The organism is Collinsella intestinalis, from assembly GCF_902364775.2.
In the GTDB taxonomy this organism is placed as follows: Bacteria; Actinomycetota; Coriobacteriia; order Coriobacteriales; family Coriobacteriaceae; genus Collinsella.
In genome coordinates this window covers 395,193-419,798 of sequence record NZ_CABJEU020000001.1, presented here as the reverse complement: position 1 = coordinate 419,798, position 24,606 = coordinate 395,193, and the positions used below count along the sequence as shown (strand labels likewise).

22 protein-coding genes and 3 tRNA genes are annotated in these 24,606 nt (G+C 63.7%); 8 read left to right on the top strand and 17 right to left on the bottom strand.

Annotated elements, in window-relative coordinates; all coding sequences use genetic code 11:
- Positions 1–71 precede the first annotated feature (71 nt).
- The 11 genes from greA to FY258_RS01680 form a co-directional block, all read right to left on the bottom strand.
- Positions 72–542, bottom strand: a complete 471-nt coding sequence (gene greA / locus FY258_RS01730) for a transcription elongation factor GreA (protein ID WP_006723120.1) — start codon at positions 540–542, stop codon at positions 72–74.
- Between the two features lie 100 nt (positions 543–642).
- Entirely contained in the window at positions 643–900 is a 258-nt protein-coding gene (gene tatA / locus FY258_RS01725) for a twin-arginine translocase TatA/TatE family subunit (protein WP_118102629.1), read from the bottom strand.
- 370 nt (positions 901–1,270) lie between these two features.
- Positions 1,271–1,347, bottom strand: a tRNA-Pro gene (locus FY258_RS01720).
- Positions 1,348–1,383: 36 nt separating this feature from the next.
- Entirely contained in the window at positions 1,384–2,337 is a 954-nt protein-coding gene (gene ispE / locus FY258_RS01715; protein WP_182279365.1) for a 4-(cytidine 5'-diphospho)-2-C-methyl-D-erythritol kinase, read from the bottom strand.
- The gene (locus FY258_RS01710) at positions 2,338–2,634 is read right to left on the bottom strand and encodes a Veg family protein (RefSeq protein ID WP_118102627.1); all 297 of its coding nucleotides are present in this window, start codon (positions 2,632–2,634) and stop codon (positions 2,338–2,340) included.
- A gap of 278 nt (positions 2,635–2,912) precedes the next feature.
- Positions 2,913–3,359 (bottom strand): D-aminoacyl-tRNA deacylase, encoded by a 447-nt coding sequence (gene dtd / locus FY258_RS01705; RefSeq protein ID WP_006723124.1) that lies wholly within the window; start codon positions 3,357–3,359, stop codon positions 2,913–2,915.
- A gap of 3 nt (positions 3,360–3,362) precedes the next feature.
- Positions 3,363–4,025 (bottom strand): RdgB/HAM1 family non-canonical purine NTP pyrophosphatase, encoded by a 663-nt coding sequence (gene rdgB, locus FY258_RS01700; protein ID WP_118102625.1) that lies wholly within the window; start codon positions 4,023–4,025, stop codon positions 3,363–3,365.
- A 137-nt stretch (positions 4,026–4,162) separates the two neighbouring features.
- Positions 4,163–4,897 (bottom strand): ribonuclease PH, encoded by a 735-nt coding sequence (rph, locus tag FY258_RS01695; RefSeq protein ID WP_006723126.1) that lies wholly within the window; start codon positions 4,895–4,897, stop codon positions 4,163–4,165.
- Between the two features lie 133 nt (positions 4,898–5,030).
- Entirely contained in the window at positions 5,031–5,909 is an 879-nt protein-coding gene (murI, locus tag FY258_RS01690) for a glutamate racemase (RefSeq protein WP_226803342.1), read from the bottom strand.
- Positions 5,910–5,936: 27 nt separating this feature from the next.
- The gene (locus tag FY258_RS01685) at positions 5,937–6,860 is read right to left on the bottom strand and encodes an HAD family hydrolase (protein WP_118102621.1); all 924 of its coding nucleotides are present in this window, start codon (positions 6,858–6,860) and stop codon (positions 5,937–5,939) included.
- Positions 6,861–6,944: 84 nt separating this feature from the next.
- A tRNA-Val gene (locus tag FY258_RS01680) sits at positions 6,945–7,020 on the bottom strand.
- A 340-nt stretch (positions 7,021–7,360) separates the two neighbouring features.
- Here FY258_RS01680 and FY258_RS01675 point away from each other — a divergent pair.
- Positions 7,361–8,428 (top strand): hypothetical protein, encoded by a 1,068-nt coding sequence (locus FY258_RS01675; RefSeq protein ID WP_118102619.1) that lies wholly within the window; start codon positions 7,361–7,363, stop codon positions 8,426–8,428.
- A 299-nt stretch (positions 8,429–8,727) separates the two neighbouring features.
- Here the strand turns inward: FY258_RS01675 and FY258_RS01670 are convergent, their stop codons facing one another.
- Positions 8,728–9,942 (bottom strand): iron-containing alcohol dehydrogenase, encoded by a 1,215-nt coding sequence (locus FY258_RS01670; protein ID WP_118102617.1) that lies wholly within the window; start codon positions 9,940–9,942, stop codon positions 8,728–8,730.
- A gap of 272 nt (positions 9,943–10,214) precedes the next feature.
- Between FY258_RS01670 and FY258_RS01665 the strand changes: the two genes are divergently transcribed.
- The 6 genes from FY258_RS01665 (at position 10,215) to FY258_RS01640 (ending at position 16,426) form a co-directional block, all read left to right on the top strand.
- Complete coding sequence (locus FY258_RS01665) at positions 10,215–10,631, top strand: NusG domain II-containing protein (protein ID WP_118102615.1); 417 nt, start codon at positions 10,215–10,217, stop codon at positions 10,629–10,631.
- Positions 10,632–10,781: 150 nt separating this feature from the next.
- On the top strand, positions 10,782–11,864 hold the full coding sequence (locus tag FY258_RS01660; RefSeq protein WP_118102613.1) for a tetratricopeptide repeat protein: 1,083 nt from the start codon (positions 10,782–10,784) through the stop codon (positions 11,862–11,864).
- Positions 11,864–12,889: a hypothetical protein gene (locus tag FY258_RS01655; RefSeq protein WP_118102612.1), complete on the top strand. Its 1,026-nt coding sequence runs from the start codon at positions 11,864–11,866 to the stop codon at positions 12,887–12,889. Before FY258_RS01660 ends, FY258_RS01655 begins: the two co-directional genes overlap by 1 nt.
- Positions 12,890–12,943: 54 nt before the next feature.
- Positions 12,944–13,396, top strand: a complete 453-nt coding sequence (locus tag FY258_RS01650) for an FKBP-type peptidyl-prolyl cis-trans isomerase (RefSeq protein ID WP_259324400.1) — start codon at positions 12,944–12,946, stop codon at positions 13,394–13,396.
- Between the two features lies 1 nt (position 13,397).
- Positions 13,398–14,195, top strand: a complete 798-nt coding sequence (locus tag FY258_RS01645; protein WP_118102608.1) for a 4Fe-4S binding protein — start codon at positions 13,398–13,400, stop codon at positions 14,193–14,195.
- 23 nt (positions 14,196–14,218) lie between these two features.
- Positions 14,219–16,426 carry a MurT ligase domain-containing protein gene (locus FY258_RS01640; RefSeq protein ID WP_182279364.1) on the top strand — a complete coding sequence of 736 codons (2,208 nt, stop codon included), beginning with the start codon at positions 14,219–14,221 and terminating at the stop codon, positions 16,424–16,426.
- Between the two features lie 106 nt (positions 16,427–16,532).
- Here FY258_RS01640 and FY258_RS01635 read toward each other — a convergent pair whose 3' ends face one another.
- The 4 genes from FY258_RS01635 to FY258_RS01620 form a co-directional block, all read right to left on the bottom strand.
- On the bottom strand, positions 16,533–17,057 hold the full coding sequence (locus tag FY258_RS01635; protein WP_118102604.1) for a biotin transporter BioY: 525 nt from the start codon (positions 17,055–17,057) through the stop codon (positions 16,533–16,535).
- 63 nt (positions 17,058–17,120) lie between these two features.
- Positions 17,121–17,197: transfer RNA gene (locus FY258_RS01630), tRNA-Glu, on the bottom strand.
- Positions 17,198–17,222: 25 nt separating this feature from the next.
- Positions 17,223–19,313, bottom strand: coding sequence for a glutamine synthetase III family protein (locus FY258_RS01625; protein ID WP_118102602.1), 2,091 nt, complete (start codon positions 19,311–19,313; stop codon positions 17,223–17,225).
- A 102-nt stretch (positions 19,314–19,415) separates the two neighbouring features.
- Positions 19,416–20,780, bottom strand: coding sequence for a PFL family protein (locus FY258_RS01620; RefSeq protein WP_118102600.1), 1,365 nt, complete (start codon positions 20,778–20,780; stop codon positions 19,416–19,418).
- Between the two features lie 258 nt (positions 20,781–21,038).
- On the opposite strand from FY258_RS01620, the gene yhbY reads away from it, so the two are divergent.
- Complete coding sequence (yhbY, locus tag FY258_RS01615; protein ID WP_118102598.1) at positions 21,039–21,338, top strand: ribosome assembly RNA-binding protein YhbY; 300 nt, start codon at positions 21,039–21,041, stop codon at positions 21,336–21,338.
- A gap of 98 nt (positions 21,339–21,436) precedes the next feature.
- On the opposite strand, the gene FY258_RS01610 is transcribed toward yhbY, so the two are convergent.
- Positions 21,437–24,412 (bottom strand): AfsR/SARP family transcriptional regulator, encoded by a 2,976-nt coding sequence (locus tag FY258_RS01610; protein WP_259324399.1) that lies wholly within the window; start codon positions 24,410–24,412, stop codon positions 21,437–21,439.
- Between the last annotated feature and the right edge of the window lie 194 nt (positions 24,413–24,606).

Sequence of the window (24,606 nt, the reverse complement as noted above, 5' to 3'; positions counted from 1 at the left end):
CAAACGAAAACCGCCCCCTGGCGCCATGCGGCGTCAAGGAGCGGAGTTGCGCGCTAGGATTCGAACGAACCCTAGCGCGAGATCTTGGCGATGGTGTAGACGCGCGTCTTGCCGTTTGCAAGCACGACCTCGACGCTCTCGCCCTCGCCGTGGCCGATGATGGCACGACCGACCGGGGACTCGTTGGAGATCTTGTGCTCGAGAACGTTGGTCTCGGTGGTACCGACGATGGTGAAGTCGGAGGCCTCGCCCTCGCCGTCGATCAGCGTGACGACGCTGCCGATGGAGACGATCATGCTGGAACCGGCAACGGCATCCTGAGCGTTGGCCAGGGTGGCGCGGATCTCGGCGATGCGGGCGGCATTGCGAGCCTGGTCCTCCTTGGCGGCATCGTACTCGGCGTTCTCGGAAAGGTCGCCGAATGCACGGGCCTCTTTGATGTGCTCGACGATCTCACGGCTCTTCTCGCCCTCGAGATACGCGAGCTCCTCCTCGAGCTTCTTGCGGCCCTCGGCAGTCAGTACGATCTGGCTTACGTCCATGCGACGATCCCCTCTTAGCGTGTGTGTGCAGAAATAACAGCAAAGCGACCGGCGAACCCTGACGGGTCAACCGGCCGCGATCAACCCTTGTGTACGCGGGTTACTCGGCGTCCTTGGCGGCCGCGGCTTCCTTCTTGGCCTTGGCCTCGGCAAGCTGAGCCTCGAGCTGGGCGACCTCGTCGTCCTCCTCGACGACCTCGGCCTCCTCGGCCTGCTGCTCGTCGTCACCGGACATGCCCTCACGGATGTTCTTGACCGTCTTGCCCAGGGACTTGCCGAGCTTCGGCAGGTTCTTGGGGCCGAAGATCAGCAGGGCGACGATGAGGATGACAACCCACTCAAAACCTTTAGGGAACATACCATTTCCTCCAGAAACTTTCCGTTTGGCGTGACATGCGCGATATGCGCCGCGCGCTAGCTCGAAAGAGTATAACCCGCCATCACGACTCTGCACAACATTTGACAATTCTACACGGGCAACGGGCCCGTTCGGTTAAGAGTCGGTAAGCGGCGTATGGGGTATTTTTGGACCTGCGAGAAGATATTCCTCCCCGCACGATGTATGGCGACGAACGCGACGGCGGTGGCGAACGCAGGCTACGAATGCGACGCGATGCCGAACTTGCGGGCAGCGAATTCATGTACGGACGGCCGCCCATGATCACGGGAGGAGGTTTGCCCGCAGATACGCAAAAAGGGCCGCCCGAAGGCGACCCTTTGCAATGCAATGGTCGGGTTGACTGGATTTGAACCAGCGACCCCCGCGTCCCGAACGCGGTGCTCTACCAAGCTGAGCCACAACCCGTAGCTCGGTTATAGTATCAGAAGATTTCTTCCAATGCTAGCCCACAGCGATAAAAGGTCCACTTTTTTCCATCTTCGCAGCTTGGGCCCACCATCCGTGCTCCTTCATAGCGGCAATGCCGATCTTTTCGGCCGCCATCTGCGTTTTGCAGACGGCAAAAACGGTGGCACCTGATCCGCAGATATTGACCGCCCGGACGTCCGGCTGCTCGCGCAGCCAATCGAGAATCTCGCCGATTTCGGGGCACAGCTCGCGCGCCACCGGGGCGAGGTTGTTCGAGACGTGTGAGAAAACGGCGTCCTCGTCGTGGGCGCGCATCGCGTCGAGCATGGGCTCGAGCTCGCCCGCAGGCACCGGGCTCTCGTCGAAGCGACGATAGGCCTCGACGGTGGAGACACCGCCCGTCATGGGCTTGACCAGGGCAACCGGGGTGCCGGTGAGCGGCCGGAACATCTCGCGCATCGTATCGCCGCGACCATCGAGGTGCGCGGGCGGGCCGTAGAGGAAGAACGGAACGTCTGCGCCGATCGAGCGCGCCACCGCGTCGATGCGCTCATCGCGCGGATCGACGCCCCAGTAACGGCAGATGCCCATGATGGTTGCGGCGGCATCGGTGGACGGGCCGCCCAAGCCGGCGCAGATGGGGATGTGTTTATCGATGAGAATCGCGAAATTCGGCTCGCGGCCAAAGGCCTCCCCCATCGCGACGGCGGCCTTATAGGCGCTGTTGCTCTCCTGCGGGAAATCGGCCTCCGGGACCGTCTTGACCATAAGGCGATCGGACGGCGCGATGGCGAGGGTATCGGCGATGTCCAACGTTGTCATGACCGTGTCGACACCGTGGTAGCCCTCCTCATCCGTCTGCTCGTGAACGCCCAGATAGAGATTGATCTTCGCCGGGGCGGTGATGAGCATGAAGCGGCCCTGGGGGGCTTCGGCGCGGACGCCCGCCGCGCGAAGCGGGTCGAACGCGGGGTTCGGCGCGGGCATTTAGTGCTCCTCGAGCTGCGTGCCGAACGGGGTGAAGATATGCTCGCCGGTCTCGGGGTCGAACAGCTCGACGGTGCCGGTCAGAACGTCGACGTACTGATACGACTGACGGGACTTGCGGCCGCGACGCTCATCGACCTCGATGATGAAGACGGCAGGATGCACATTCTTGATGATGCCCATACGCTCGATGACGCGGGTGCGGCCCATGTTGGCCTTGACCTTCACGCGGTCGCCGACCATCCCGGTCAGCTTCTCCTGGATCTCCGCGACGTGATTGACTTCCATCTCTTCCATGCTATGGCCTCCAGCAGGGCGCCGTATAGACAGAATGCGCCCAAGATAGACAAACGCGTTGGAGTATAGCAGGGAGACGAGGTCTTTCTCAAGGCCGCATCGAGCATGAGCCCAGCGCATCGGACATGAGCCCAGGATTGACTATGCCGATAAAAGATCGCCTATGGATTTCTTCCAATCGCGGACTGCGAAAAGGAGGAATTCCATAGGCGATCCGATTCGGGCATGAGCGGTCGCGAACCGTCGCGCGTCGCGCCCGCGCCTGCCCTCCATTCGAATTAGAGCTCGTCGGTGTCGAGGACGATGGTGAAAGGTCCGTCGTTCACCAGCTCGACCTGCATATCGGCACCAAAACGGCCCGTCTGGACACGCCCCACGTCGGCACGGACGAGGTCGACGAAGTACTCATAGAGCTCGGTGGCCTGCGCCGGTGGCGCGGCCTCGACAAAGGAGGGGCGACGGCCCTTCCTGCAATTGGCGAACAGCGTGAACTGAGAGACCACCAGGACCTCACCGTCCACATCGGGAAGCGAGAGGTTCGTCTTCCCCTCCTCGTCATCGTTGATGCGCAGGGCGAAGATCTTGCCCCAGAGCTTATCCGCCTCAGCCCGGGTATCGGCATGACCGACGCCGAGCAAAATCAGGTACCCGGCGCCGATCTTACCCACGACGTCCCCGGCGATTGTCACGCTCGCGCGCTCAACGCGCTGAATGACGGCACGCATGGGTTAGCACTCCTGCGCTTGAGCGCCGCCCGCAGTCGTGAGCTGGGCAGACAAGTCTTCGAGCGCGTGGAAGCGATGGCTGATGGCGTTCTTCTCCTCGGGCGTGAGCTCGGCCATGGTCTTGCCGGGCGTATCGGTGGGCAGGAACAACGGGTCGTAGCCAAACCCAAAGCGCCCGCGCCCCTCGCGCGCGATCATGCCCTCGCAGGCCCCCGTGCCCGTGAGGACGCAGCCTGCGGCGTCGATGAGCGCCACGACGCTCATGAAGCGCGCCGTACGGTCGGCGTCCGCTACCTCCTGCATCTTGTCGAGGAGCTTGGCGTTGTTGGCCTCGTCATCACCATGGGTGCCGGCGTAGCGCGCAGAGTAAACGCCGGGCTCGCCGTTGAGCGCGTCCACCACCAGGCCGGAATCGTCGGCGATGGCCGACAGGCCCGTCGCCGCGACGGCGGCCTCGGCCTTGATGATCGCGTTCTCGACAAACGTGGTGCCGTTCTCCTCAGGGTCTTCGAAATCTCCCAGCTGACCGAGTGCCACAAACCGAACGTCGGGCAAGACCTGACTCAAGATTGCCTCGATCTCAGTCAGCTTATGCGCGTTGCCCGTGGCGACCACGATAGTGCGCTTGGGGTCCAGGGTCTCGATGTCGATCTTCTCAAGTGCCATAGGGGGCCTTTCTCTCGATGTGTAATTGGGGACGGGTGCAAACCGCACACCCGCTGCGGCCCGCGCGGGCTGCGAGCGGGCCGCCTCGCCGATGTGTAAAACGCACCCGTCCCCAAATGCACATCGGCAAAAACCCGCTAATCGCGGAAAGCAGTAACCTCGTTTTGCAGGTCGATGAGCTGCTTGATGCCGAGCTCACCGAGGTCGAGCAAGCGGTTCAAGCGGGCGCGGTCGAACGGCGTCTGCTCACCGGTGCCCTGAATCTCGATGATCTCGCCGGCATCCGTGGCCACGAGGTTCATGTCGACCTCGGCATGGCTGTCCTCAGAATAATCCAGGTCGAGCAGCTCGCAACCGTCCACCAGGCCCATGGACACGGCGGCGACCTGGCCGGTGAGCGGCAGGCGGGCGATCTTGCCGGCCTCGACCCAGGCCATGAGTGCGTCGTGCAGGGCAACCCATGCGCCGGTGATGCTCGCCGTACGGGTCCCGCCATCAGCCTGGATGACATCGCAGTCCACGGTGACCGTGTGCTCGCCCAGGGACTTCATGTTCACAACGGTGCGCAAGCTGCGACCGATCAGGCGCTCGATCTCCATGGAGCGACCCTTGCGGTTGTTCGTCTCACGACGCGTACGTCGATTGGTCGAAGCGGGCAACATGGCATATTCCGCCGTGACCCAGCCCTGATGGCTCGCCTTGCGCCAACCGGGCACACCCTCCTCGATGGTGGCGGCGCACAGCACCTTGGTGTCGCCGAACTCGACCAAGCAAGAGCCCAGGGCGTGCTTCATCACGTCGCGGGTGAGGTTGACCGTGCGCATCTGGTTTGCCGCGCGACCATTGGCGCGGTCGATCATCATATGCTCCATGGAACGTGTTCCTTTCAAAAGTGGTATCGAACGCCGGGCGGTCCAGCTTCTCATCCGCGGTCCCCACGGACGATTGGAGCCCGCCCTCGAGATGAGAAAAACGAGCAATTGGTGACAGGCACCAATTGAGACGTTACAGGCCGCGGAGCTCGTCGAGCGAGATGTGCTCGATGCTCTTGAGGGGCTGCCCGAAGATGAAGCTGCCCGCAGCAGCGAACTCGGCGATGTTGTCCGAGGTCGTGGCAAAGCGGTGCTCCGGCTGCGCCGTCTGAGGGGCGAGCAGGTCACGGCGGCTCAAGATGTCCTCGAGCTCACGCGTCGTCTCCTCCGCCGAGGACACCACGCGCACATCGGGCCCGAGCGCATGGCGAATCGGACCGGCCAGCAAGGGGAAATGCGTACAGCCGAGTACCACTGTGTCCACCTGCGCACCGCCGTTGATGATGGGCGCGAGCGTGCGCTCGACCTCTACGCGATTCTCGAGTGTGTCGAAGATGTCCCCATTTTGCAGCCAGCGCTCCTGCAGGTGGGCACCGGTAGCGAGCTCATGCTCGACGATCTCGACAAAACTCGGGGCGGGACATCCGTACACATCCACACCCGCATCCAGATCCTGGATGGCGCGCGTGTAGGCGCCGGTTCGAACGGTGAGCGGCGTGGCGAGCACGCCGACCTTGCGCGTACGCGTGGAGTTGATGGCGGCGCGTGCGCCCGGCGCGATCACACCGATCACCGGCACGGGCAGCACCTGCTGAGCGATGCGCAGACCCGCCGCGGTGGCGGTGTTGCACGCGATGACCATGATCTTGACCTCGTGCTCGGCGAGCCACCTGCCCGCCTGCAACACAAAGGAGCGCACCTCCTCCTCGGGACGCACGCCGTAGGGGCACCGCTTTGTATCTCCCACGTAGTAAATCGACTCATGCGGCAGCGAGGTAGCGATGCACCGCGCAACCGTGAGACCGCCCAATCCGGAGTCGAACACGCCGATGGGGCGCTCGCAATCTCTCATGGTTCCTCCCGTCATGCGCTTTCGCACCTATGCGCGGGCCGCCAACAGGGCCTTCGCCATATACACCCATCCCTCGACGACCTTGCCGCGCGTGAGGTAGACGTTATCGTTCTCAGCGATGAGCGCAGGCGTGGCGGGATCCTTGAGGGCGTTCTCCACGCACACGAAGGTTCCCACATACGGGGCAGCCAGGAAGTCGGACTCCGAGTCGCCGATGGCAAGCGTCTCGGCGCGGTCGATACCGCGAAGCTCGCAAAAGCGCTCGATGCCACGGCCCTTGTTGAGGCCGGCGGGCATGATGTTGAAGGCGCGGCCGGGGCCGTCCTCGCCAAGCTCCAACGTGGTGGGCTTGGAGACATGGGTCAGGTAGCCGTTGTTGCCCCACACCAGGCCGAGGCCGGCGACGTCGATCATCGCCTGGGCCTCCTCATCGGGCACCTCGCCGCGCATGCCTACCGTGACCTCTCGGTATTTGATGCCGTTTGCCATGTCGTTGTGATACTCGATACGGCCGGGCCAACGGTCGATGATACCCTGGCAGACGCCCGCCTGCTCAATCACCTGATGCGGGGTGAGGCCGCAATCGGGGTCGTAGGGCATGTCCCCGGTGAAGTACTCCCACTTGTTCGCCTTGAGGTCGAGCATGAGCAGGCCGCCCATCTCGCCGATGTAGGAGTTGAAGCCCAGGATGCGCGAGTCCTCGTGCATCATCACACGAGCGCGGCCGGAGCACGGAATGATCTCGATGCCGGCGCGCTTGAGAGCCACGATGGCCTCGACGAGTGAGGTACTCGGATTGCCCTCGTTATCCGAGAGAGCGCAAGAGCCAGGCGCCAGCATGGTGGCGTCCAGGTCGGTGAAGACGTACTTCACGCGTCCGAGCTTTTCGCGCAGCTCGCCTGTGGGCTCGGCGGGAAGGACGGGGTGGTTCGAGAGGTCGAAGTCGCTCATAGCAGCCTTTCTCGCGACGAAGGTTCTTCCTCACCATCATAAACAAAAACGCGAGGGCGACACGGCCCTCGCGTTCACATTCCTTGGTGGGCGATGAGGGATTCGAACCCCCAGCCTTGTGCGTGTAAAGCACCTGCGCTAACCGTTGCGCCAATCGCCCGCGGGAGCAGAGTATAACGGAATTCCCCCGCCCGACCCTCTCTCCCCAGCGAGATATAACCAAAATCACCAAATCGATGCCCATGTTGTGACTTTGAGTATGCCTCGGCGAATCCGAGCAGGGCGACCTTCTCAGATTGTCAAAGCACGGGAGGCACATCAGCGCCTGTGGACATCAGCCAATTCGGCTGTGGAAAACTCCGCATCCGTCGCGCGCCCACCCGCCGTATTCAACCGCCCGCCGAATTGTGCATGCACCCCCACCGCACATCACCTGCGCGGTCAGTTTTCGGTTTGAAAGGGGGCAGGCTCATCCTCCCCCATCCAGCAGTACGGTTGATATGACCGAACACGTACGCCGGCTGATTTCAATCCCTACGACGGCACTGGAGACAATCGATGAAACTGAGAGGGTGATGCTTCTGGGCGAGATTGCCAGCAATCTATCCGTTCGCCTCGATCGGGCGGAGGCACAGGGGCTGTGGCTAACCCCCGTGGGCCATGCTGAGGAAGTCTTGCTGCGTCGCCGATTCGCAAAGGGCGAGCTAGCGTCCCCCTTCAGAGGGATGTACGCACGATGCAGCACGTTCGAAACCGCTTCTATTCGAGAGCGGACCATCCGCACGATCCGCACGCTCGGGCTCCTGCATCCCAGCTGGGTGTTCTGCGGATACTCGGCGGCCGTGATCCACGGGCTCCAGGTGCCGAACACCGTTCTCGACTCCGTGCATTATTGCGCCAACGGAACGAGCCGACGCGGGTCCCCACTCATCCGGCATCACCTTCGGCTCGCCCCTCAAGACATCGTGTCGAATACGGGGGTGCGCGTCACCTCACTGCGGAAAACGCTCGTCGACTGTCTTTGCACTTCCGACTTTCGCGTGGGGCTGGCAATCACCGACTCCGCAATCCATTGGGAATTGGCGGGCAAGCGCGAGATCGAGTGCTGGATCGAAAAGGACGGCAAGGGGCGACGAGGCATTCGGCAGGCTCGCGAAACCGTCGCATGGGCGGACGGGCGAAGTGAGAATGGTGGGGAATCGATTGCACGCGCGACGATGATCGAACTCGGCTTCGTTGCCCCGTACCTGCAAGTCGAGGTTTTCGATCCAATGGAGCCGGATAACCCCAAACGCGGAGACTTTGGTTGGCGTCTTGAAGACGGGAGCTGGGTCATCGGAGAGCTCGACGGGCTCGGCAAATATCGCAAGGGCGGCGTCGATGGCACGCGGAACGGTCTTGATGCGGTAATACGCGCGCTTGCAGCGGAACGACGCAGGGAGTCCCACCTTTGTCTAAGCGGCTTCAAAATCGTCAGATTCAGCATGCGAGACGTGCTCGACACGGCGTATTTCGAGCGGCTGCTAACCGCCGCCGGCGTTCCCCGGCGCGAGGAGCCTTCAGATTAGCGAAATGCAATCAAAGTCACGAAAGGAGCCCTCAATACGTGACTTTGGTTATACCTCGAGGGCAGGCGGCCCAGCCGGGGCCTCGCGGCGGGGGCAAGCCGGGGCCCCGCAGCGGCCCAGCCGGGACTCTGCGACAGCCCAGCCGGGGCTCCGCGGCGACCCAATACAAGAGAAGCCCGATGGCAACCGAGGGCCATCGGGCTTCCGAGTGACAAGCCGCTTCGAGCAATCGATGCAGCCCCAGAGCGTCACCGGGGCGGCAAGAGCGTCACCGGGAGCGGCGGGACGTCACCGAGTCACTAAAACGTGACCGGGGTATCGGTGTACACGCACTCGAGCAGCTGCTCCATCTCCTCCTGCGTCGGGATGCGCGGGTTGGAGCCGGTGCAGGCGTCCAGGATGGCGTTGGCGGCGACGTCGGCCTTCTTGGACTCGAATTCGTCGTAGTCGATGATGGACTCGTCGGCCTTCACGCCGTACTGGCCGTAGTTCTTGATGCCCTGCGGGATGTCGAGGGCGTCGTTGAGGTCGCGGATCTTCTGGACCAGGGCCTCGACGAGCTCGTCCTCGGTCTCACCGGCGAGGTGCAGAACGTCCTTGGCGATAAAGGCATAGCGGCTCTTGGCGCGCTCGTCACGGGCATTGAACTGGATGACCTTACCGAGGTACATGGCGTTGGCGCAGCCGTGGATGATGTGATCGCCGGTGAAGGCGGCACCGGTCTTGTGCGCCATGGAGTGAACGATGCCGAGCAGGCCGCTCGAGAAGGCGATGCCGGCAATGCACTGGGCGTCGTGCATGTGGGCGCGGGCCTCATGGTCGCCCTGGTAGGACTTGGGCAGCCACTCGACGATCTCGCGGATGGCGTGCAGCGCGTTGCCGTCGGTATACATGGAGCCGGCGGTGGAGACGTAGGCCTCGATGGCGTGGGTCAGCGCGTCCATGCCGGTGTGGGCGCAGAGCTTGGCGGGCATGGTGTAGGTGAGCTCGGGGTCGACGATGGCGACATCAGGGGTGATGTTGAAGTCGGCCAGCGGGTACTTGATGCCCTTCTCATAGTCGGTGATGACGGAGAACGCGGTGACCTCGGTCGCGGTACCGGAGGTAGAGGCGATGGCGCAGAAGTGGGCCTTGGTGCGGAGCTCCGGGAAGGAGAAGGGCACGACGGCCTGCTCGAAGGTCTCCTCGGGATACTCGTAGAACAGCCACATGGCCTTGGCGGCGTCGATGGGCGAGCCGCCGCCGATGCCGATGATCCAATCGGGCTGGAAGGCCTCCATGGCCTTGGCGCCCTTCATAACCGTCTCGACGGACGGGTCGGACTCGACGCCCTCGAAGATCTCAACCTCGAAACCGGCCTCCTTGAGGTCGGCCTCAACGTCCTGCAGGAAACCGCCGCGGCGCATCGAGCCGCCACCGGTCACGATCATGGCGCGCTCGCCCTTGAGGTTCTTGACCTCATGGCGGGCACCCTCACCGAAGTACAGATCACGCGGATTGGTAAAACGTCCCATTGCGTACCTCCCAAGTCGCGGGTCACCCCGCGTTCACGCGCGGAACCCCCTTTTTGGCTCCGCGTAAGGACCGTATTCGGGTGCGGGCGGATTGCTCGGCCTTCGATGATGTATCGTTTTATCATCGAGTGGCAACGTGCCCGCAGACACGCATATTGTATCGCTCCGCGCTCCGGTCCACCGCACTCGCCCGCGTGGCCCATCTCGGACGCAGCCAATCAAAAGACCTGGTACCATGGGTGACTGAACTACGCGACCCGGAAGAAGAACACGTGAAGCACCGCCTCAAAACCGGCGATTTATGCCTGATAGCCGCGCTTTTGCTCGCTCTTGTGGGCGGGGGCGCATGGTGGCTCATAAACTACGCGAACGGTAGGAATACGTCGGCGAACGGACCGCTCGTCGTCACCCAATCCAAAGACGGCTTCCGCCGCGTCGACGAGCTCGCGCGCGACGCTACCTTCACCGTCGAGACGAACGGCACCGGCAGCGGGCAAGATGCCGACGGCGGCGAGAACGTCATCTCGCTCTCGGAGGGCCGCGTCGAGGTGAAAAGCGCCAACTGCGGCAACCAGGTCTGCGTCGAACATGCGCCCATCTCACAGGCCGGCGAGCAGATCGTATGTCTTCCCCACGGGCTGGTCGTTGAAGTTGTTGCGGAAGAATCGGACGCCGCCGCCCTACGGTAGTCTCCCCGCCCTTCAATCGGTAAACTAAAAGGTCATCGAGACGCACCGCGCAACGATCGCGGCCGTCTCATCACGCGGTGACACGCCGCCGAACCACCTGTATCGACGCGCCCTCGGGCGCGCATTCATACCGTATCGACTAGGAGCGACATGGCATTCGACCCCGTCCAAGAGGACTGCCTGCGGCTCATCCTCGCCGCCATGGAGCGCGAAGGCGCCGACCCCGCGAGCGACGCCGCTTTCATCGAGCGCGCCAGCGAGGCCTACCGCCTCGACCCGGCAACCCTCATCCACACCGATCGGGACCGATCGTTCCACCTCGTCGCCATGGCGACCGAGCTCGCAGATTACCGCGCGCCCTTCGCCCCCTCCGAGGCAGAGGCCGAGCAGCTGTTCTCCCAAGCCGAGGATTACCTGCGCGAGGCCGTCGAGCTCGACCCTCGGAATTGGGACGCGCAGCGCATGCTCGCAACCATGCGCTCCATCTCCGACGATGCGCTCATCGACTATCTCATCGAAAACCTCCCCGCCGTTGAGGATGACCTGAAAACGCTCATCGAAAGCGCTGCTAACCCCTATGAGCAGGAATTCGCCCACGACCTCGGTCGCCGCGCGCATCAGCGCTGGCTCGCCGCGCTCGCCTCGCGCCTGCTCATCGCCGGCCGTTATCGCATGGCGCTCTCCTATGCCGAACGCGCCCTCGAGGCCAATCCGCTCGACCCGGCGGGTGCGCGGCACACCGGCATGCTCGCACTGGGCAAACTCGAGGTCGAGGCCGAGGAGCTCAGGCGCTTTCGCTCACACCACGCCTCAGCCTACCAGGACCGTGCATCCTCCCGCTCCGGCCGCCTCGGCGGCCATCGGCCCGACGCATGGTCCCTCATCACCGAGATGAGCCTCGCCTACCGCGTCTTCGACTTCGACCGCGCCACCGCGCTGCTCCAGGCCCTCATGCGCTCCTACCCCCACCCCGCCCAAGCACTCTACTTCCAGGCCGAGTTTCCCGACGGCGTTTTTTCGCGCGTGCACGTGCAGCCCGGCAGCGACGACGAGCTGATACTCGCCCTCTCTGAAGCGACGCCCCTGCTTCAAGAGGGCATGGGCACGCCCGACGCCGCCAGCTTCGCCATCTGGATCGCCGAGCATGAGCTGGTGCAGGCCGCACTCACCGACCAAGATCGCGCCATGATCGCCCAGGTCGAGGGCGGCGGCCCGATTGGAGGCGCACGCTGATGGACCCGCGTGTCTATGTTCCCGCATACCTGGAACGGCTCTATATCCAAGAACACCCCGGCTTGACGGAGGGCGCACGCGAGCTCGTGCGCGAGCAAATCGCCGCCGAACCCGAGCGCTACGCCGCAAACGTGCATGCGCAGGCACTGCTGTCCTACTCCCGCGTACACGGAGAGCTCGCCGACGGGCTCTTGCGCATGGAGGGCCTTCCCGACGACGAGTTCGAGCGTGGCCGTGGCGAGTTGTTCTCCCGGGCGCGCGAGCAACTCGCCAACATCATCGCCGAAGACGCCACCTGCCTGGACGCCCGACTCGTCTCCATCCAGCTCGCCGAAGTCCCCCTCGACGCCTGCCTCTCCGACATGCTCAAGCTCGAGCGCGAGGCACGTGAGATGATCATTTCGACGCATCCCGGCTTCGATCCGGACGTCGACGGTCTTTGGGCACCTGAGGCGCTGGCAGGCGGAGCGAGCGCGAGCGAGCTCACCGCCTCCGACCCCGATCTGATCGGCTGGCTCCACATCCTGGAGGCGCTCGCCCAGGGGTCCATCTTCACCGCCCGCTACCGGTCGGCTGCCGCTCACGCCCGAACCGTCATGCGTGCAAAGGGCTTTCCCAATTACGCCGTTGGCACGTTGCTGCTCGCCCTCGCACGCCTTGAGGACGAAGACGCGTTCTTCCAAGCCGTGCAAGAGGCGGGTCCGGACGTCGAAGAGCTCCCCTGGTTCGGCCTCGGCCGCACGTTGCTACTCTACAAGCTCGGTCAAATCCGCAGCGCGCGCCGCGCGCTCAGGGATTTCGCCACGCGCTGCGATGGCGGCGCCTTCTTTCTGCTGAACCCCACCTACCACGACCCGTACCTGCCCGTGCGACCGCCCGCGCGCGAGACGTGGGATCTTGCCCACCAGGCCGTGTGGGAGGCCGACGGCATCATCGCCGACACGCCCGACTTCACCCTGTGGGCGGAAGGCGTCGACGGCGTACGCGCCGCAGCCGACGACTTCGCCCGCCGCTATGGCTTTTAGATCGCAAGCGCATGATAGGCTTGCCTCGTGACCATCGACCCTGAAAGGATCACCGTGACCGACTTCTCCCTCAAACACCGCGTGACGGTGCACTACACCGGCTCCTTCGAGGACGGTGAGGTGTTCGACACCACCATCGGCCGCACCCCCCTCACCTACGTGGAGGGCAACCACGAGGTCGTGCCCGGATTCGAGGTCGCCGTACTCGGCATGGAGCCGGGCGAGAAGAAAACCGTGCGCCTCGAGCCCAAGGACGCCTACGGCGAGCACGATCCGCGTCTGCTCTACACGATGCCCACCATCGAGATCCCCAACTACGAGGACCTCATCCCGGGCCAGCTCATCTACCTCATGAACGGCGAGGGCTACCAGCAGCTCGCCCGCGTGATCCGCGTGGCGGACGACGCCGACACGCTGTTCGACTTCAACCACCCCATGGCCGGCCACACGCTCACCTTCGAGCTCGAGCTGCTGAGCCGCGAACCCTACACCGGCGAGGAGGCATAGGATGAGCACGGAGAACCAGGCCCTGCCCGGCGTGTCCTGCCCCGGCTGTCCGCACCGTGCCGCCTACATCGCCTGCAAGGAGGCCCTGGGTCGCGGGCGCGGCCGCGTCATCTGCGGCAACGCCGGCTGCGCGAACGTCGGCCCCATGCACCCCGCCGCCACCGCCTGTCCCGGTGGCGAGGAGGCACTGCTCGACCGGTACAAGGTCGCGGTGCCGACGGGTGGGACGTCGGAGGAGCCGGCGTGCGAGGCGGTCATCCATTTCATCCCCGATGCCGACCTTGCAGCAGAGAACGCCGCCGAGGTGCTTCACTCACTGCCCGCCGAGGGACACGTCACCGTCCTCGCCGTGCTCGCCTCGAGCAAGGAGTTCCTCACGGTCGGCGCCCTCGAAGCGCTCGCCGCACGAGCCCTCGAACTCGGATGCGACGACGCGGCGATCGTCGACCCCTTTGACAGCCAGAAGAGCTCGGACGTGCTTCACGGGGCCCTCGCGCGGCCCGGCGTCCATGCCGTCGTGTTCGCCTCCCCCTGCGCCCAGCTGCAGCGCGGCGAGTTCCAGGCCGAACCCGTCGAGATCGACCAGTACGCATGCACGAGCTGCCATCGCTGCCAGCAAATCACCGGCTGCCCCGCCATTGCATTCACGCCGCCGATCTTCCGCATCGACCGCGATGCCTGCGCCGGATGCGACCTGTGCGTCGAATACTGCCGCACCAACGTCATCTACTCCCCGCGCAGCCGCATGACGCCCGAGCAGCGCAGCCGCGCACGCTACGCCGCCGCCAACCAGCAATAGGCACCATCACGACAGGAGCTCCCATGAGCATCACCTCCAACATCGCCACCACAGCCGCCGGCATCGCCCGCTGGGGCCTCCGCTCCGTCCTGCACCGCAGCGGCGGCGCCCTGCCCGGCAAAATCGGCCTGGCGATCGATCCGGAGCTCATCGCCCACCTCGCCGACCTGCTCGACGCGAGCGTCGTCGTCACCGGCACCAACGGCAAGACCACCACGACTAACCTTATCGCCGACGCCGTGAGCGCAAGCGGTCTCACCTGCGTGTGCAACCGCGCGGGAAACAACATGGAGACCGGCATCACCGGCGCGCTGCTCGAGGCCAGTTCCGAGCGCCGTCGCACCGCGGGCACCGTGCGAGTGGGCGTATTCGAGTGCGACGAGCTCTACACGGTCCGCGTGCTGCCGCGCCTCAAGCCCACGCACTTCGTACTACTCAACCTGTTCCGCGACCAGCTTGACCGCTACGGCGAGATCGACCACACGCAGGATGCGATCGCCGGCGCCCTGGCCTCCTCGCCCGAGACCGTCCTCATCTTCAACGCCGACGATCCCTTGTGCACCGCCATCGCCGACCGTGTGCCCAACCCGCGCGTGCCGCTCGGCATCCAGGGAGCCACGGGAACTGAGACATCACGCATGGCCGAGTCGCGCTTTTGCGCCAAGTGCAATGCGGCGCTCGAATACGAATACCTGCAGTATGGCCAGCTCGGCGCCTACCGCTGCCCCGCATGCGGCTGGGAGCGCCCCAAACTCGAGGCATGGACGCACGACGTCTCCCTCTCCGGGGACGGCTACTCGTTCTGCCTGCATTTACCGGGCAATACGGCAGACCCCGCCCGCGAGCTCACCCTTACCACCGCCTACAACGGCCTCTACATGGTGTACAACATCATGGCCGCCTGCACCGCTGCCTGCGCCCTGGGCGCCAGCCCCTCGCGCTTCCAGGACGTGCTCGACGCCTACGTCCCCACGGGCGGGCGCATGACGCGCTGGCGGGCCATAGGCCGCACGGTGGCGAGCGATCTCGCCAAGAACCCGGTCGGCTTCGACCGTCAAATTCAGCAGATCAAAGCCTCGAATGGCCGTCTCATGGCCTTTTTCCTGAACGATGCCGAAGCCGACGGTCGCGATGTCTCCTGGATTTGGGACGTCGACTTCGAGTGCCTTGCCGAAGCTCCGGGGATTCGCGCCTTTGTGGGCGGTTCGCGTGCCAACGACCTGCAGGTCCGCCTCAAATACGCCGGCATCGACGCCCCGATTGTGGAAAGCGTCGAACAGGCACTCGCATCCGTCACCGACGAGCCCGCCGAAGATGATTTCTTCGCCGTCGCCAACTACACGGCGTTCCCGCCTGTTGTAGCCGATCTCAAGCGCCTGAGCTCGGAAGATGCGAGCATCACGGCGCCCCAGGTCGACCAGACCGCGCACGGCGAGCAGGCAGCAATCGCCACAGGCGATGAGCTTCCCGCACCCGCCGTCCTCGACCGACCACTTCGCATCGTCCACCTCTACCCAGATGCCCTGAACCTGTATGGCGATGGCGGCAACGCCATGGTCGTCGAGCGACGCTGCGCATGGCGCGGCATTCCCGCCCAAATCGACAACGTTCACATGGGCGATGAGCTCGACCTCGCAACCGCCGACATCATCTTGATCGGCGGCGGCGCCGACCGCGACCAGCTCGCCGTCGCCCATGAGTTGCGTTCGCGGCGCGACGAGCTCAGCGCCTACGTCGAGGACGACGGCGTCATGCTCGCCATCTGCGGTAGCTACCAGCTCCTCGGCCGCTCCTACTACATGGGCGATGACAAGATCGAGGGCCTAGGCATCATCGCAGCCGACACCGTCCGCGGCGACGGGCGCCTGACCGGCAACGTCGCAGTCAAAACCGAGCTTTCAAGTGACCCGTTCGTCGGCTTTGAAAACCACGGCGGCCGTACGTTCCTCGATGAGTGCGAGCACCCACTGGGCGTCTCGACGGTTCCCGGTACGGGCAACAACGGCAAAGACGGGCTCGAAGGTTGCCTGCATCGCAACCTGATCGGTACCTACCTGCATGGTCCCGCGCTCTCCAAGAACCCCGACCTCGCCGACTGGCTCATCGAGCGAGCGCTCGAACGCCGCCTCTCTGCCGGCGACGCACAGGCAGAAGCCCTGTTGCCGCTGTCCCCGCTCAATGACGATCGAGAGCTCTCGGCCCGCGCGGCCGCGATGAAGCTGCTGCCCTAAGGAACGCTCGGCACCACCGCCCGCGCGACACCTCGACTCGAACGCAATCGGCCCCCATGTAATCATGGGGGCCGATTCATTCATATCGATCGCGCGATGGGCGCTTTTATTTCACCACGCGCGCCACGGTGCAGCCCAAGCGCGCTCCGACTGCGACCTTAACCGCATCGGGAACCACAAAAGGGATCACCGCGATGGCGAGCGCCCCCGCAAGGTCGAGGTTCATGAGCGCCATGAGCTGGACGGTTCCGCACACATACGAAACGAGCACGAGCGCTGCCGCGCACGTGAGCGCGCGCGGATACGCCCCGATCCTGCCATCGAGCACTTTTGCCAACGCGCCCGCCAGCGCGCAGCCCAGGACAAAGCCCCACAAAAACCCGCCCGTCGGACCGGCGAGCGCGCCGATGCCGCCGTTGAAGCCCGCAAAAACAGGCAGGCCCACCGCACCGAGCACAACATAGGCCAACACCGTGAACACCGAGGTCGCCGGGTCGAGCACGGCCGGCACCATGGCAAGCACCAACGTCTGCAGCGTGAAGGGCACAGGGCCGATCGGCACCATCACCTGAGCCGACACCGCCAACAACGCCGCCATAACGCCCGCACGGGCAACGCGTTTCGCTTCCATCCCGGGACCCCCTTATGCAAAGGACCCGCCCGGCGCGAAGCCGAGCGGGTCCGGACACAGCAATGGTGCCCCCAACGGGATTCGAACCCGTGATATCCACCTTGAAAGGGTGGCGTCCTAGGCCGCTAGACGATGGGGACAGCGCGCTAGAGTATAGCAGAGACCTTAGACGTAGAACAAGACGTCATCGTAGGTCGGGACCGGCCAATAATCAGCCGCCACAATCTCCTCCATGGCGTCCACCGCGGCGCGCAGGTCGGCCATAACGGGAGCGACCTCGTGCGCATAGCAATTGGCCTGCAACTGACCATCGCTGATGCCCTCAGCCTTGGCGTGAACCTCATCGAGACGGGCGATGGACTCATTGATGGCGGTGATGCCGTCGCACAGCTCGTTCAACGTCGCCTGCTCATAAGCCATGGCGGCCTCGGCCCCCGCAGCGCGAATGGTCTCGAGACCCTTTGCGACCTTGGTGGCATACGCGGTGATGACCGGACGGTACGTACGACGGGCCTCGCGCACCATCGTCGTCGCCTCGATGTTCATGAGCTTGTTGTACTTCTCGAGCTTCACCTCGTAGCGGCAGACGGCCTCGGCCTCGGTGAGCACGCCCATCTCGCTGAAGAGTTTGATGTTCTTCTCGGCGACGAACGCGGGCAGCGCGTCGGCGGTTGTGCGGTAGTTGCACAGACCGCGGCGCTCGGCTTCCTGCTCCCATGCCTCGGAATAACCATCGCCCGAGAACAGGATGCGGCGATGCGCGCGCAGATGCTCGGCGCAGTAGGCCAGCGCGGCCTCCTGGAACGAATCGGCGGGCACGCCCTCGAGCGCATCGGCGAAATCGCGCAGAGATTCGGCGACCGCCGTATCGAGCACAGTGTTCGCATCGGAGACGTTGGCCTCCGACCCCACGGCACGGAACTCGAACTTGTTGTTCGTGAAGGCAAAGGGGCTCGTGCGGTTACGGTCGGTGTTGTCCTGCTCAAGGTTGGGCAGGATGACCGTGCCGAAGGTGAGCGTGTCGGTGGTGGCATGGACGCTCGCCTCGCCATCCATGATCATCTCGACGACCTCGGTGAGCTGATCGCCCAAGAAGATGGACACGATCGCCGGCGGGGCCTCGTTGGCGCCCAGGCGATGATCGTTGCCACAGCTCGCGGCACTGGCGCGCAGGAGGTCCTGATATTTGTCCACTGCCTCGATCACGGCGGTGAGGAAGACGATGAACTGCAGGTTCTCCAGCGGCGTGTCGCCGGGCTCGAGCAGGTTCTCATCGGCAGTGCCGAGCGACCAGTTGTTGTGCTTGCCCGAGCCGTTGATGCCCTCAAACGGCTTCTCGTGCAGCAGGCACACCAGGTCGTGGCGGCTGGCGATGAGCTTCATCTTCTCCATCATGAGCAGGTTGTTGTCCACCGAGGCGTTGAGCTCGGAGTACACGGGCGCAAGCTCATGTTGGCAGGGCGCGACCTCGTTGTGCTTGGTCTTGGACGGAATGCCCAAAGCCCATAGCTCGTCGTCGAGATCCTTCATGTAAGCCGAGACGGTGGGACGAATCGCGCCAAAATAATGCTCCTCGAGCTCCTGGCCCTTGGCGGGGGCGGCACCGAACAACGTCCTGCCGCAAATGACCAGGTCGCGGCGCTTACGATATGCGTCCTTCTTGATGAGGAAATACTCCTGCTCGTCACCCACATAAGGCACCACGCGCTTCGGGTGCTTGCCAAAGAGGGCGAGCACGCGCTTGGCCTGCTCGTCCAGCACCGTCATCGAACGCAGCAGCGGGGTCTTCTTGTCGAGCGCCTCGCCTGTGTAGGAGCAAAACGCGGTGGGGATGCACAGGACATCGTCCTTGATGAACGCCGGGCTCGTAGCGTCCCAGGCGGTGTAGCCGCGGGCCTCGAACGTGGCGCGCAGGCCGCCGTTGGGGAAGCTCGACGCATCGGACTCGCCCTTGATCAGGGCCTTACCGGAGAACTTGGTAATGGCGGTGCCGTCGTGGTTGGGCTCGAGAAAGCTATCGTGCTTCTCGCTCGTGATGCCCGAAAGCGGCTGGAACCAGTGAGCGTAATGCGTGGCGCCCTTGGAGATAGCCCATTCCTTCATGGCATGGGCCACGGCGTTCGCCACGTCCAAATCAAGCGGCTCACCGCCCTCGATGGTGGCGGCGAGTTTTTTGTACACGTCCTTGGGGAGCCACTTCTTCATGACGTCTTCGGAGAAAACCATCGTGCCGAAGCGTTCGGTAAGGTCGGCCATGTGCATCCTTTCGCATACAAGGGCGCGGTCGGGGCGCCGGGTCCTGGGGCCCGCCCGCAGGTCGCGCCGATTGCCGGACGCGACCGCGTGGCGGTGAAAGCGCTAGTTCTTCAAAGAGTTCATGGGGGCGGGGAAACGACCGCCGCGGTGCGCGAACACCGTGCCGGCATGGCTGTTCACCGGCATGACCGGAGCACGGCCGAACAGTCCGCCGTAATCGACGGACTCACCGACGCCCTTGCCGATCGCCGGAATGATACGCACGGCAGTGGTCTTGTTGTTGATGACACCGATGGCCATCTCGTCGGCGATGATGCCGGCGATGGTCTCCACGTCCGTATCGCCGGGAACCGCGATCATGTCGAGGCCCACCGAGCAGACGCACGTCATGGCCTCGAGCTTTTCGAGGGAGAGGGCTCCGGCCTCGGCGGCCTCGATCATGCCGGCGTCCTCGGACACCGGGATGAAGGCGCCGGACAGGCCGCCCACGCTTGAGCTCGCCATGACGCCGCCCTTCTTCACGCAGTCGTTGAGCAGGGCGAGGGCAGCGGTCGTACCGGGGCCGCCGCACTGGCCCACGCCGATGATCTCGAGAATGCGGGCCACAGAATCTCCCACGGCGGGCGTGGGGGCGAGCGACAGATCAACGATGCCCTTCTCGACACCCAGGCGACGCGAGGCCTCGCGGCTCATGAGTTCGCCAGCACGGGTGATCTTGAAGGCGGTCTGCTTGATACGCTCCGCGACCTGCATCACATCGGCATCGGCCGGCAGTTCCTCGAGCGCGGCGGCCATAACGCCCGGCCCCGAAACACCGACGTTGATCACGGCATCGGCCTCACCGGATCCGTGCACGGCACCCGCCATGAACGGCGAGTCCTCAACCATGTTCGCAAAGCAAACGAATTTGGAAGCGCCCACGCACTCGCGGTCGGCGGTGAGCTTAGCCGCGTCGATGATGGTCTGGGCGGCCATGAGGACCGCATCCATATTGATGCCGGCGCGCAGCGTCGCCACGTTGACGCTCGAGCACACGCGGCTCGTCTCGGCGAGGGCGCGCGGAATGCACTTCATGAGACGACGATCCGCATCGCCAATGCCCTTGTGCACCAGCGCCGAGTAGCCGCCCAGATAATCAATGCCGAGCGTCTCCGCGGCCCGATCGAGAGCATGGGCAAGCGGGACGAGGTCCTCGTCAGGACAGGCGGATGCGATCTGGGCAACCGGGGTAACCGCCACGCGCTTGTTGACGATCGGAATGCCGTATTCGCGCTCAAGCCCCTCTGCAGTCTCGACAAGGTGCTCGGCAGTGCGCGTCACATGGTCGTACACCTTCGTGCACATGCGCTCCAAGTTATCATCCGCGCAGCCCATGAGCGAGATGCCCATGGTGATCGTGCGGATGTCCAAATTGTGCTCTGAGACCATACCGCGCGTCTCGGCTATCTCCTGGGGCGTGATGGACATGGCGGCTCCTTTGGCGAATATCATGCTTGCACGTGTTCAACCATTCTAGCGTTCCCGAACCCGCCATGCCGCCCCCATACCTCACGAAACATAAGAAGTGACATGACCCTTCAGGCGGTCCGCGCCCCCTCCCCGATCACCGTCGTGAGAGCCTCGTGGAGGCGTATCCCCCGGCACCGTGCGCGCTTGCCGACGTGCCTCCACTGCGCTATCGTTTACCTGCTGAAATCATTACCTCCGCAGAAAGCGAGCGAATACATGGCTCTCACCGGCAAGCAGGTCCGCCAGCTCCGCGCCCTCGCGCACCACCTCAACCCCGTCGTCCATATCGGCAAGGCCGACGTGACCGACGCCATCGCCAAGCAGGCCGAGGAAGCGCTCGACGCCCACGAGCTCATCAAGTGCTCCGTCCAGGACGGCAGCCTGCTCTCCTGCCGTGAGGCGGCCGACCAGCTCGCCGAGCTTGTGGGTGCCGAGGTCGTCCAGGTTATCGGCCACCGTTTCTCCCTGTATCGTGCGAGCAGCCGTAAGGACATCGAGCACATCAAGCTCGGTTAAGATGCTGCCTGCGGCGGGCCGTACAAACACCCCGCCCTCGCCATCTCTCACTCACCAGGAGGCGCGCCATCGGGTGCGCCTCCTTTTTCTCATCGCAATCAAAGCATGGTCTGCATCCCCGATCGACCGATGATCGACTCATAGGTCATCCTCGTCTCCTCCTCAGGTATCGATCCAAGCTCCTGCTCGAGCAGATGCAGATGGTTGTTGTAAAGCTCCACGATCTCCCTGCGCCTTCCCGTCTTGTCGTAAATCCTCATGGCGCACCTGATGACGTCCTCGCGCAAGGGCGCTTGTCGCAGTGCCGCCTCCACGAGCCAGGATGCCGACGGCAAATCGTCCATCTCAAGGGCGGCCTCGATTCCGCGCACCATGCAATCTGCGAACTTCATCTGATAGACGCGGCGAACTCGCAGGTAATACGATGTGTTACCACTCTCCGGGACATAAAGGGGGCCTTTGTATATCTCTTCGATCTTCAGACATGTCTCGATAATCTCACGCGATGAGGTTCCCGTCCTCCTCAGAAGCACGTCGCGTGCAAGCGCGTCGAAACACGCGGTATCCGACACAACGTATTCCATGTTCAACGCAACCCCCTCGCCTTGCGTGAGAACATATTGCGGCCCATCCGCATGCTGCCCAAACGCAGCGCGAAGCGAACTCAGCGAAGAATACATGGACTCCCGCGCATGCTTGTAGTCCTTATCTGGCCACATCTCTTCCATGATCACCTGGCGACCCACGAAGTTGCCCCCGGCAAGCGCGAGACGTGCTGCGATCACGCACGCCTTCTTCCTTCGCCAAAGCGCATCGGTGAGCGTATGGCCGTTGCGCATCGCCTGAAATCCACCGAACAAGCTGATCGTTACCCGGCCCAGCCGTTGACCCGATTCGACCGACGCCACGTCGAACAGGGCCGGCGCCCCCGCATCTGAGCGCTTCCCTTCCGGCGCGGCCTCACTGAAGCCCTCGGGCAGCATGCGCGCCAAGGGCATCGCACGCTCCCCGGCCGCCCTGATGAGCTGACGTGCCCGCGCGCGCATTCCCTCATCAAGCAGAAGCGGACGACGCAGGGAGCACCATGCCGATAGCTCGGGAAGCCGAGAAGTCGCCGAGAGCAGCATTGCGACGGTCCAGGCATCCACGACCGTGCACTCGCCCTCCCCCGCATCGAGCTCGTCAGCCTCCTCGTTAAGCACGACATGTGAGGAATTGAGCAAATGCGCGGCACACTCCAAGAAGCTCGCCCAGGCCAAAACGAAGCTTTGATCGGGGGTTGCGAGCTTCTTCACCTGTTGGGCGCGGAACTGAGCACTCACGATCTGCCCGACCGCCAGATCTTGCCAGCCCTCACCGACTAGGCAATACAGCTGCATGGCGAAATCGGAGCACCGAACGGAAGCCGTTCCCCCGTCAACGAACGCGCGCTCGTCCACCACGGGCAAACCCGCCATCAAACGACAGGTCGAGCCAACCACGCGGACATATGACGCAATTGGGTCGAGATGTCGTCCCGACAATAATCGGGCCACTTCCTGCAGGTGACTATCAAGCGCACGAGCATCTCCCACATCGCCCTTGAATGCGTCGAGAAGAATTCGATCGCACGCGAGGAGGACTCCCGGTATCGAGATACCCTTCGCGCCGAGGAAAGCCTCATTGATTCCCATGCCCTCATCGATGCTCACCGCACCGTCTCCGGCCATGATGCACTTCTGCACACGGACATGGAGCTCCAGTTGCTGTGATGCCACCGTCTCGCAATCATGCCCCTTCCCATGATTCAGGTCAGGAAGCGCCACGCCCGCGCAATCGCTCCAAACTGCGGCCATGGCCGTCGATTCACGCCAAGCACTCGGACTCACCTCATCCAGAATCTCCGACGAGCGCCTGCGCAGCTCCGCCGCCATGATTCGGGCAGCCCGGTAATCCCCGCGCTCCAGGGCGCACAGGTACAGGGCCAGAACAACGCCTACTCGAATCGAGCAAACCGCAGCACCGCCCATACGTTCCACCAGCGCTGTCAGAAACGCCCCATTGCCGCTCAGGGCACACGCCGTGGGATATTCGGCGATGAGCGCCGTCGCATCCCCCTCTCGCTCGAACATGCGCATCAACGCAACGGCTCCGTCGATATTGCCCACTTCCAACATCATCTTCGCCGCGCGGACCGCATACAGCGGGCGCGCGTGGACGAGTTCGCATTTCAGTTCAGAAAACGGGACTCCGCGGTTTGACATGCATCGGTACGCGTCGCCCTTCGCATCGAACCCGAAAATCGGATACTCCCGAGCAAGGCGAAGCCAACTGTCCTTACGCACACGCATGCCCGCGCGATCGAAATCTCGAATGCTGCCAAAACCGCTCATGATGAGCAGGCACACGGTCCGATACAGGGAATCCCTGCTCCTCCTCAATTCGCATACGACGCCTCGATACAACTCGACTGTCGCGTTTTCAAAGGCATCCGACATCTCGTCGATCGACGTCGCATCTCCCAACATCGCCACAAGCCGCGGGACCCCCTGAGTCAGCCCGTACACATCCAACCCGCTCGCAATCGAAAGTTTGCGTGCCCACGCCGGATATTCACGGGGTTTCACCAACAGCGACTGGGCCGTAATCTTGTACGAATCCCCCATGGCCGCCACAAACGCCCTGTTGCTCGGTCGGCAGGTCACCACTATTTCGAAGCCTTCACCCCTCATGGAGCGCAGCAGGCCGACCATCGCCTCGATGCCGTGTTCTTGCAGCGTCGTCAGGTTGTCGAGCGCGATAAGCGGCCTCATGCGGGGATCGAGATCCTCCGACAGTCGCTTGACCGACTCATACGCCTGCACCTCGTCGAGGCCCTCCAGGTCCAGCATGCGGGCTGACCCTCTCTCAACGCACGACCGCACTTCTGCGACGCGCTGAACAAGTAATGTCGTCTTGCCAAAGCCATCCGGTGCGACAATCACCGTGATGCCGGCTTCCTCTCCTTGTGTCCTCAGATCTCGAAGCAAGCGCTCGCGGTGCACCAAGCGCTCCACGGGCACGACCGGGCCGCTCTCGTGAGCCGGTCCGTCCACATGCACCTCTCGATCCCTTTCTTCTCGCTCAACCATCTTCCTTCCCTTCACCTGATTGCGAGCATTGCCCCCACGATAATGGCCGTCATTCGTCATCCATCGTTACGTGCTCGCATTTTTTACTGCCCCATCAGCTATGGGTCAGATAAATCGGGATTCGGGTCACAACATGCTCTCCCCCTCTCCTTCCCCCC

Excerpts from the sequence above, each read along its gene's own strand:
- FY258_RS01620 (WP_118102600.1), bottom strand. The coding sequence starts at position 20,780 with ATGTCCATCACGCCCCAGGAGATAGCCGAGACGCGCGGTATGGTCTCA.
- FY258_RS01685 (WP_118102621.1), bottom strand. The coding sequence starts at position 6,860 with ATGAGCGACTTCGACCTCTCGAACCACCCCGTCCTTCCCGCCGAGCCC.
- rph (WP_006723126.1), bottom strand. The coding sequence starts at position 4,897 with ATGGAGCATATGATGATCGACCGCGCCAATGGTCGCGCGGCAAACCAG.
- rdgB (WP_118102625.1), bottom strand. The coding sequence starts at position 4,025 with ATGGCACTTGAGAAGATCGACATCGAGACCCTGGACCCCAAGCGCACT.
- FY258_RS01625 (WP_118102602.1), bottom strand. The coding sequence starts at position 19,313 with ATGGCCGACCTTACCGAACGCTTCGGCACGATGGTTTTCTCCGAAGAC.
- FY258_RS01710 (WP_118102627.1), bottom strand. The coding sequence starts at position 2,634 with ATGGAAGAGATGGAAGTCAATCACGTCGCGGAGATCCAGGAGAAGCTG.
- FY258_RS01660 (WP_118102613.1), top strand. The coding sequence starts at position 10,782 with ATGGCATTCGACCCCGTCCAAGAGGACTGCCTGCGGCTCATCCTCGCC.
- yhbY (WP_118102598.1), top strand. The coding sequence starts at position 21,039 with ATGGCTCTCACCGGCAAGCAGGTCCGCCAGCTCCGCGCCCTCGCGCAC.
- FY258_RS01655 (WP_118102612.1), top strand. The coding sequence starts at position 11,864 with ATGGACCCGCGTGTCTATGTTCCCGCATACCTGGAACGGCTCTATATC.
- FY258_RS01645 (WP_118102608.1), top strand. The coding sequence starts at position 13,398 with ATGAGCACGGAGAACCAGGCCCTGCCCGGCGTGTCCTGCCCCGGCTGT.
- FY258_RS01670 (WP_118102617.1), bottom strand. The coding sequence starts at position 9,942 with ATGGGACGTTTTACCAATCCGCGTGATCTGTACTTCGGTGAGGGTGCC.
- greA (WP_006723120.1), bottom strand. The coding sequence starts at position 542 with ATGGACGTAAGCCAGATCGTACTGACTGCCGAGGGCCGCAAGAAGCTC.
- FY258_RS01635 (WP_118102604.1), bottom strand. The coding sequence starts at position 17,057 with ATGGAAGCGAAACGCGTTGCCCGTGCGGGCGTTATGGCGGCGTTGTTG.
- murI (WP_226803342.1), bottom strand. The coding sequence starts at position 5,909 with ATGAGAGATTGCGAGCGCCCCATCGGCGTGTTCGACTCCGGATTGGGC.
- ispE (WP_182279365.1), bottom strand. The coding sequence starts at position 2,337 with ATGCCCGCGCCGAACCCCGCGTTCGACCCGCTTCGCGCGGCGGGCGTC.
- FY258_RS01675 (WP_118102619.1), top strand. The coding sequence starts at position 7,361 with ATGACCGAACACGTACGCCGGCTGATTTCAATCCCTACGACGGCACTG.
- FY258_RS01640 (WP_182279364.1), top strand. The coding sequence starts at position 14,219 with ATGAGCATCACCTCCAACATCGCCACCACAGCCGCCGGCATCGCCCGC.
- dtd (WP_006723124.1), bottom strand. The coding sequence starts at position 3,359 with ATGCGTGCCGTCATTCAGCGCGTTGAGCGCGCGAGCGTGACAATCGCC.
- tatA (WP_118102629.1), bottom strand. The coding sequence starts at position 900 with ATGTTCCCTAAAGGTTTTGAGTGGGTTGTCATCCTCATCGTCGCCCTG.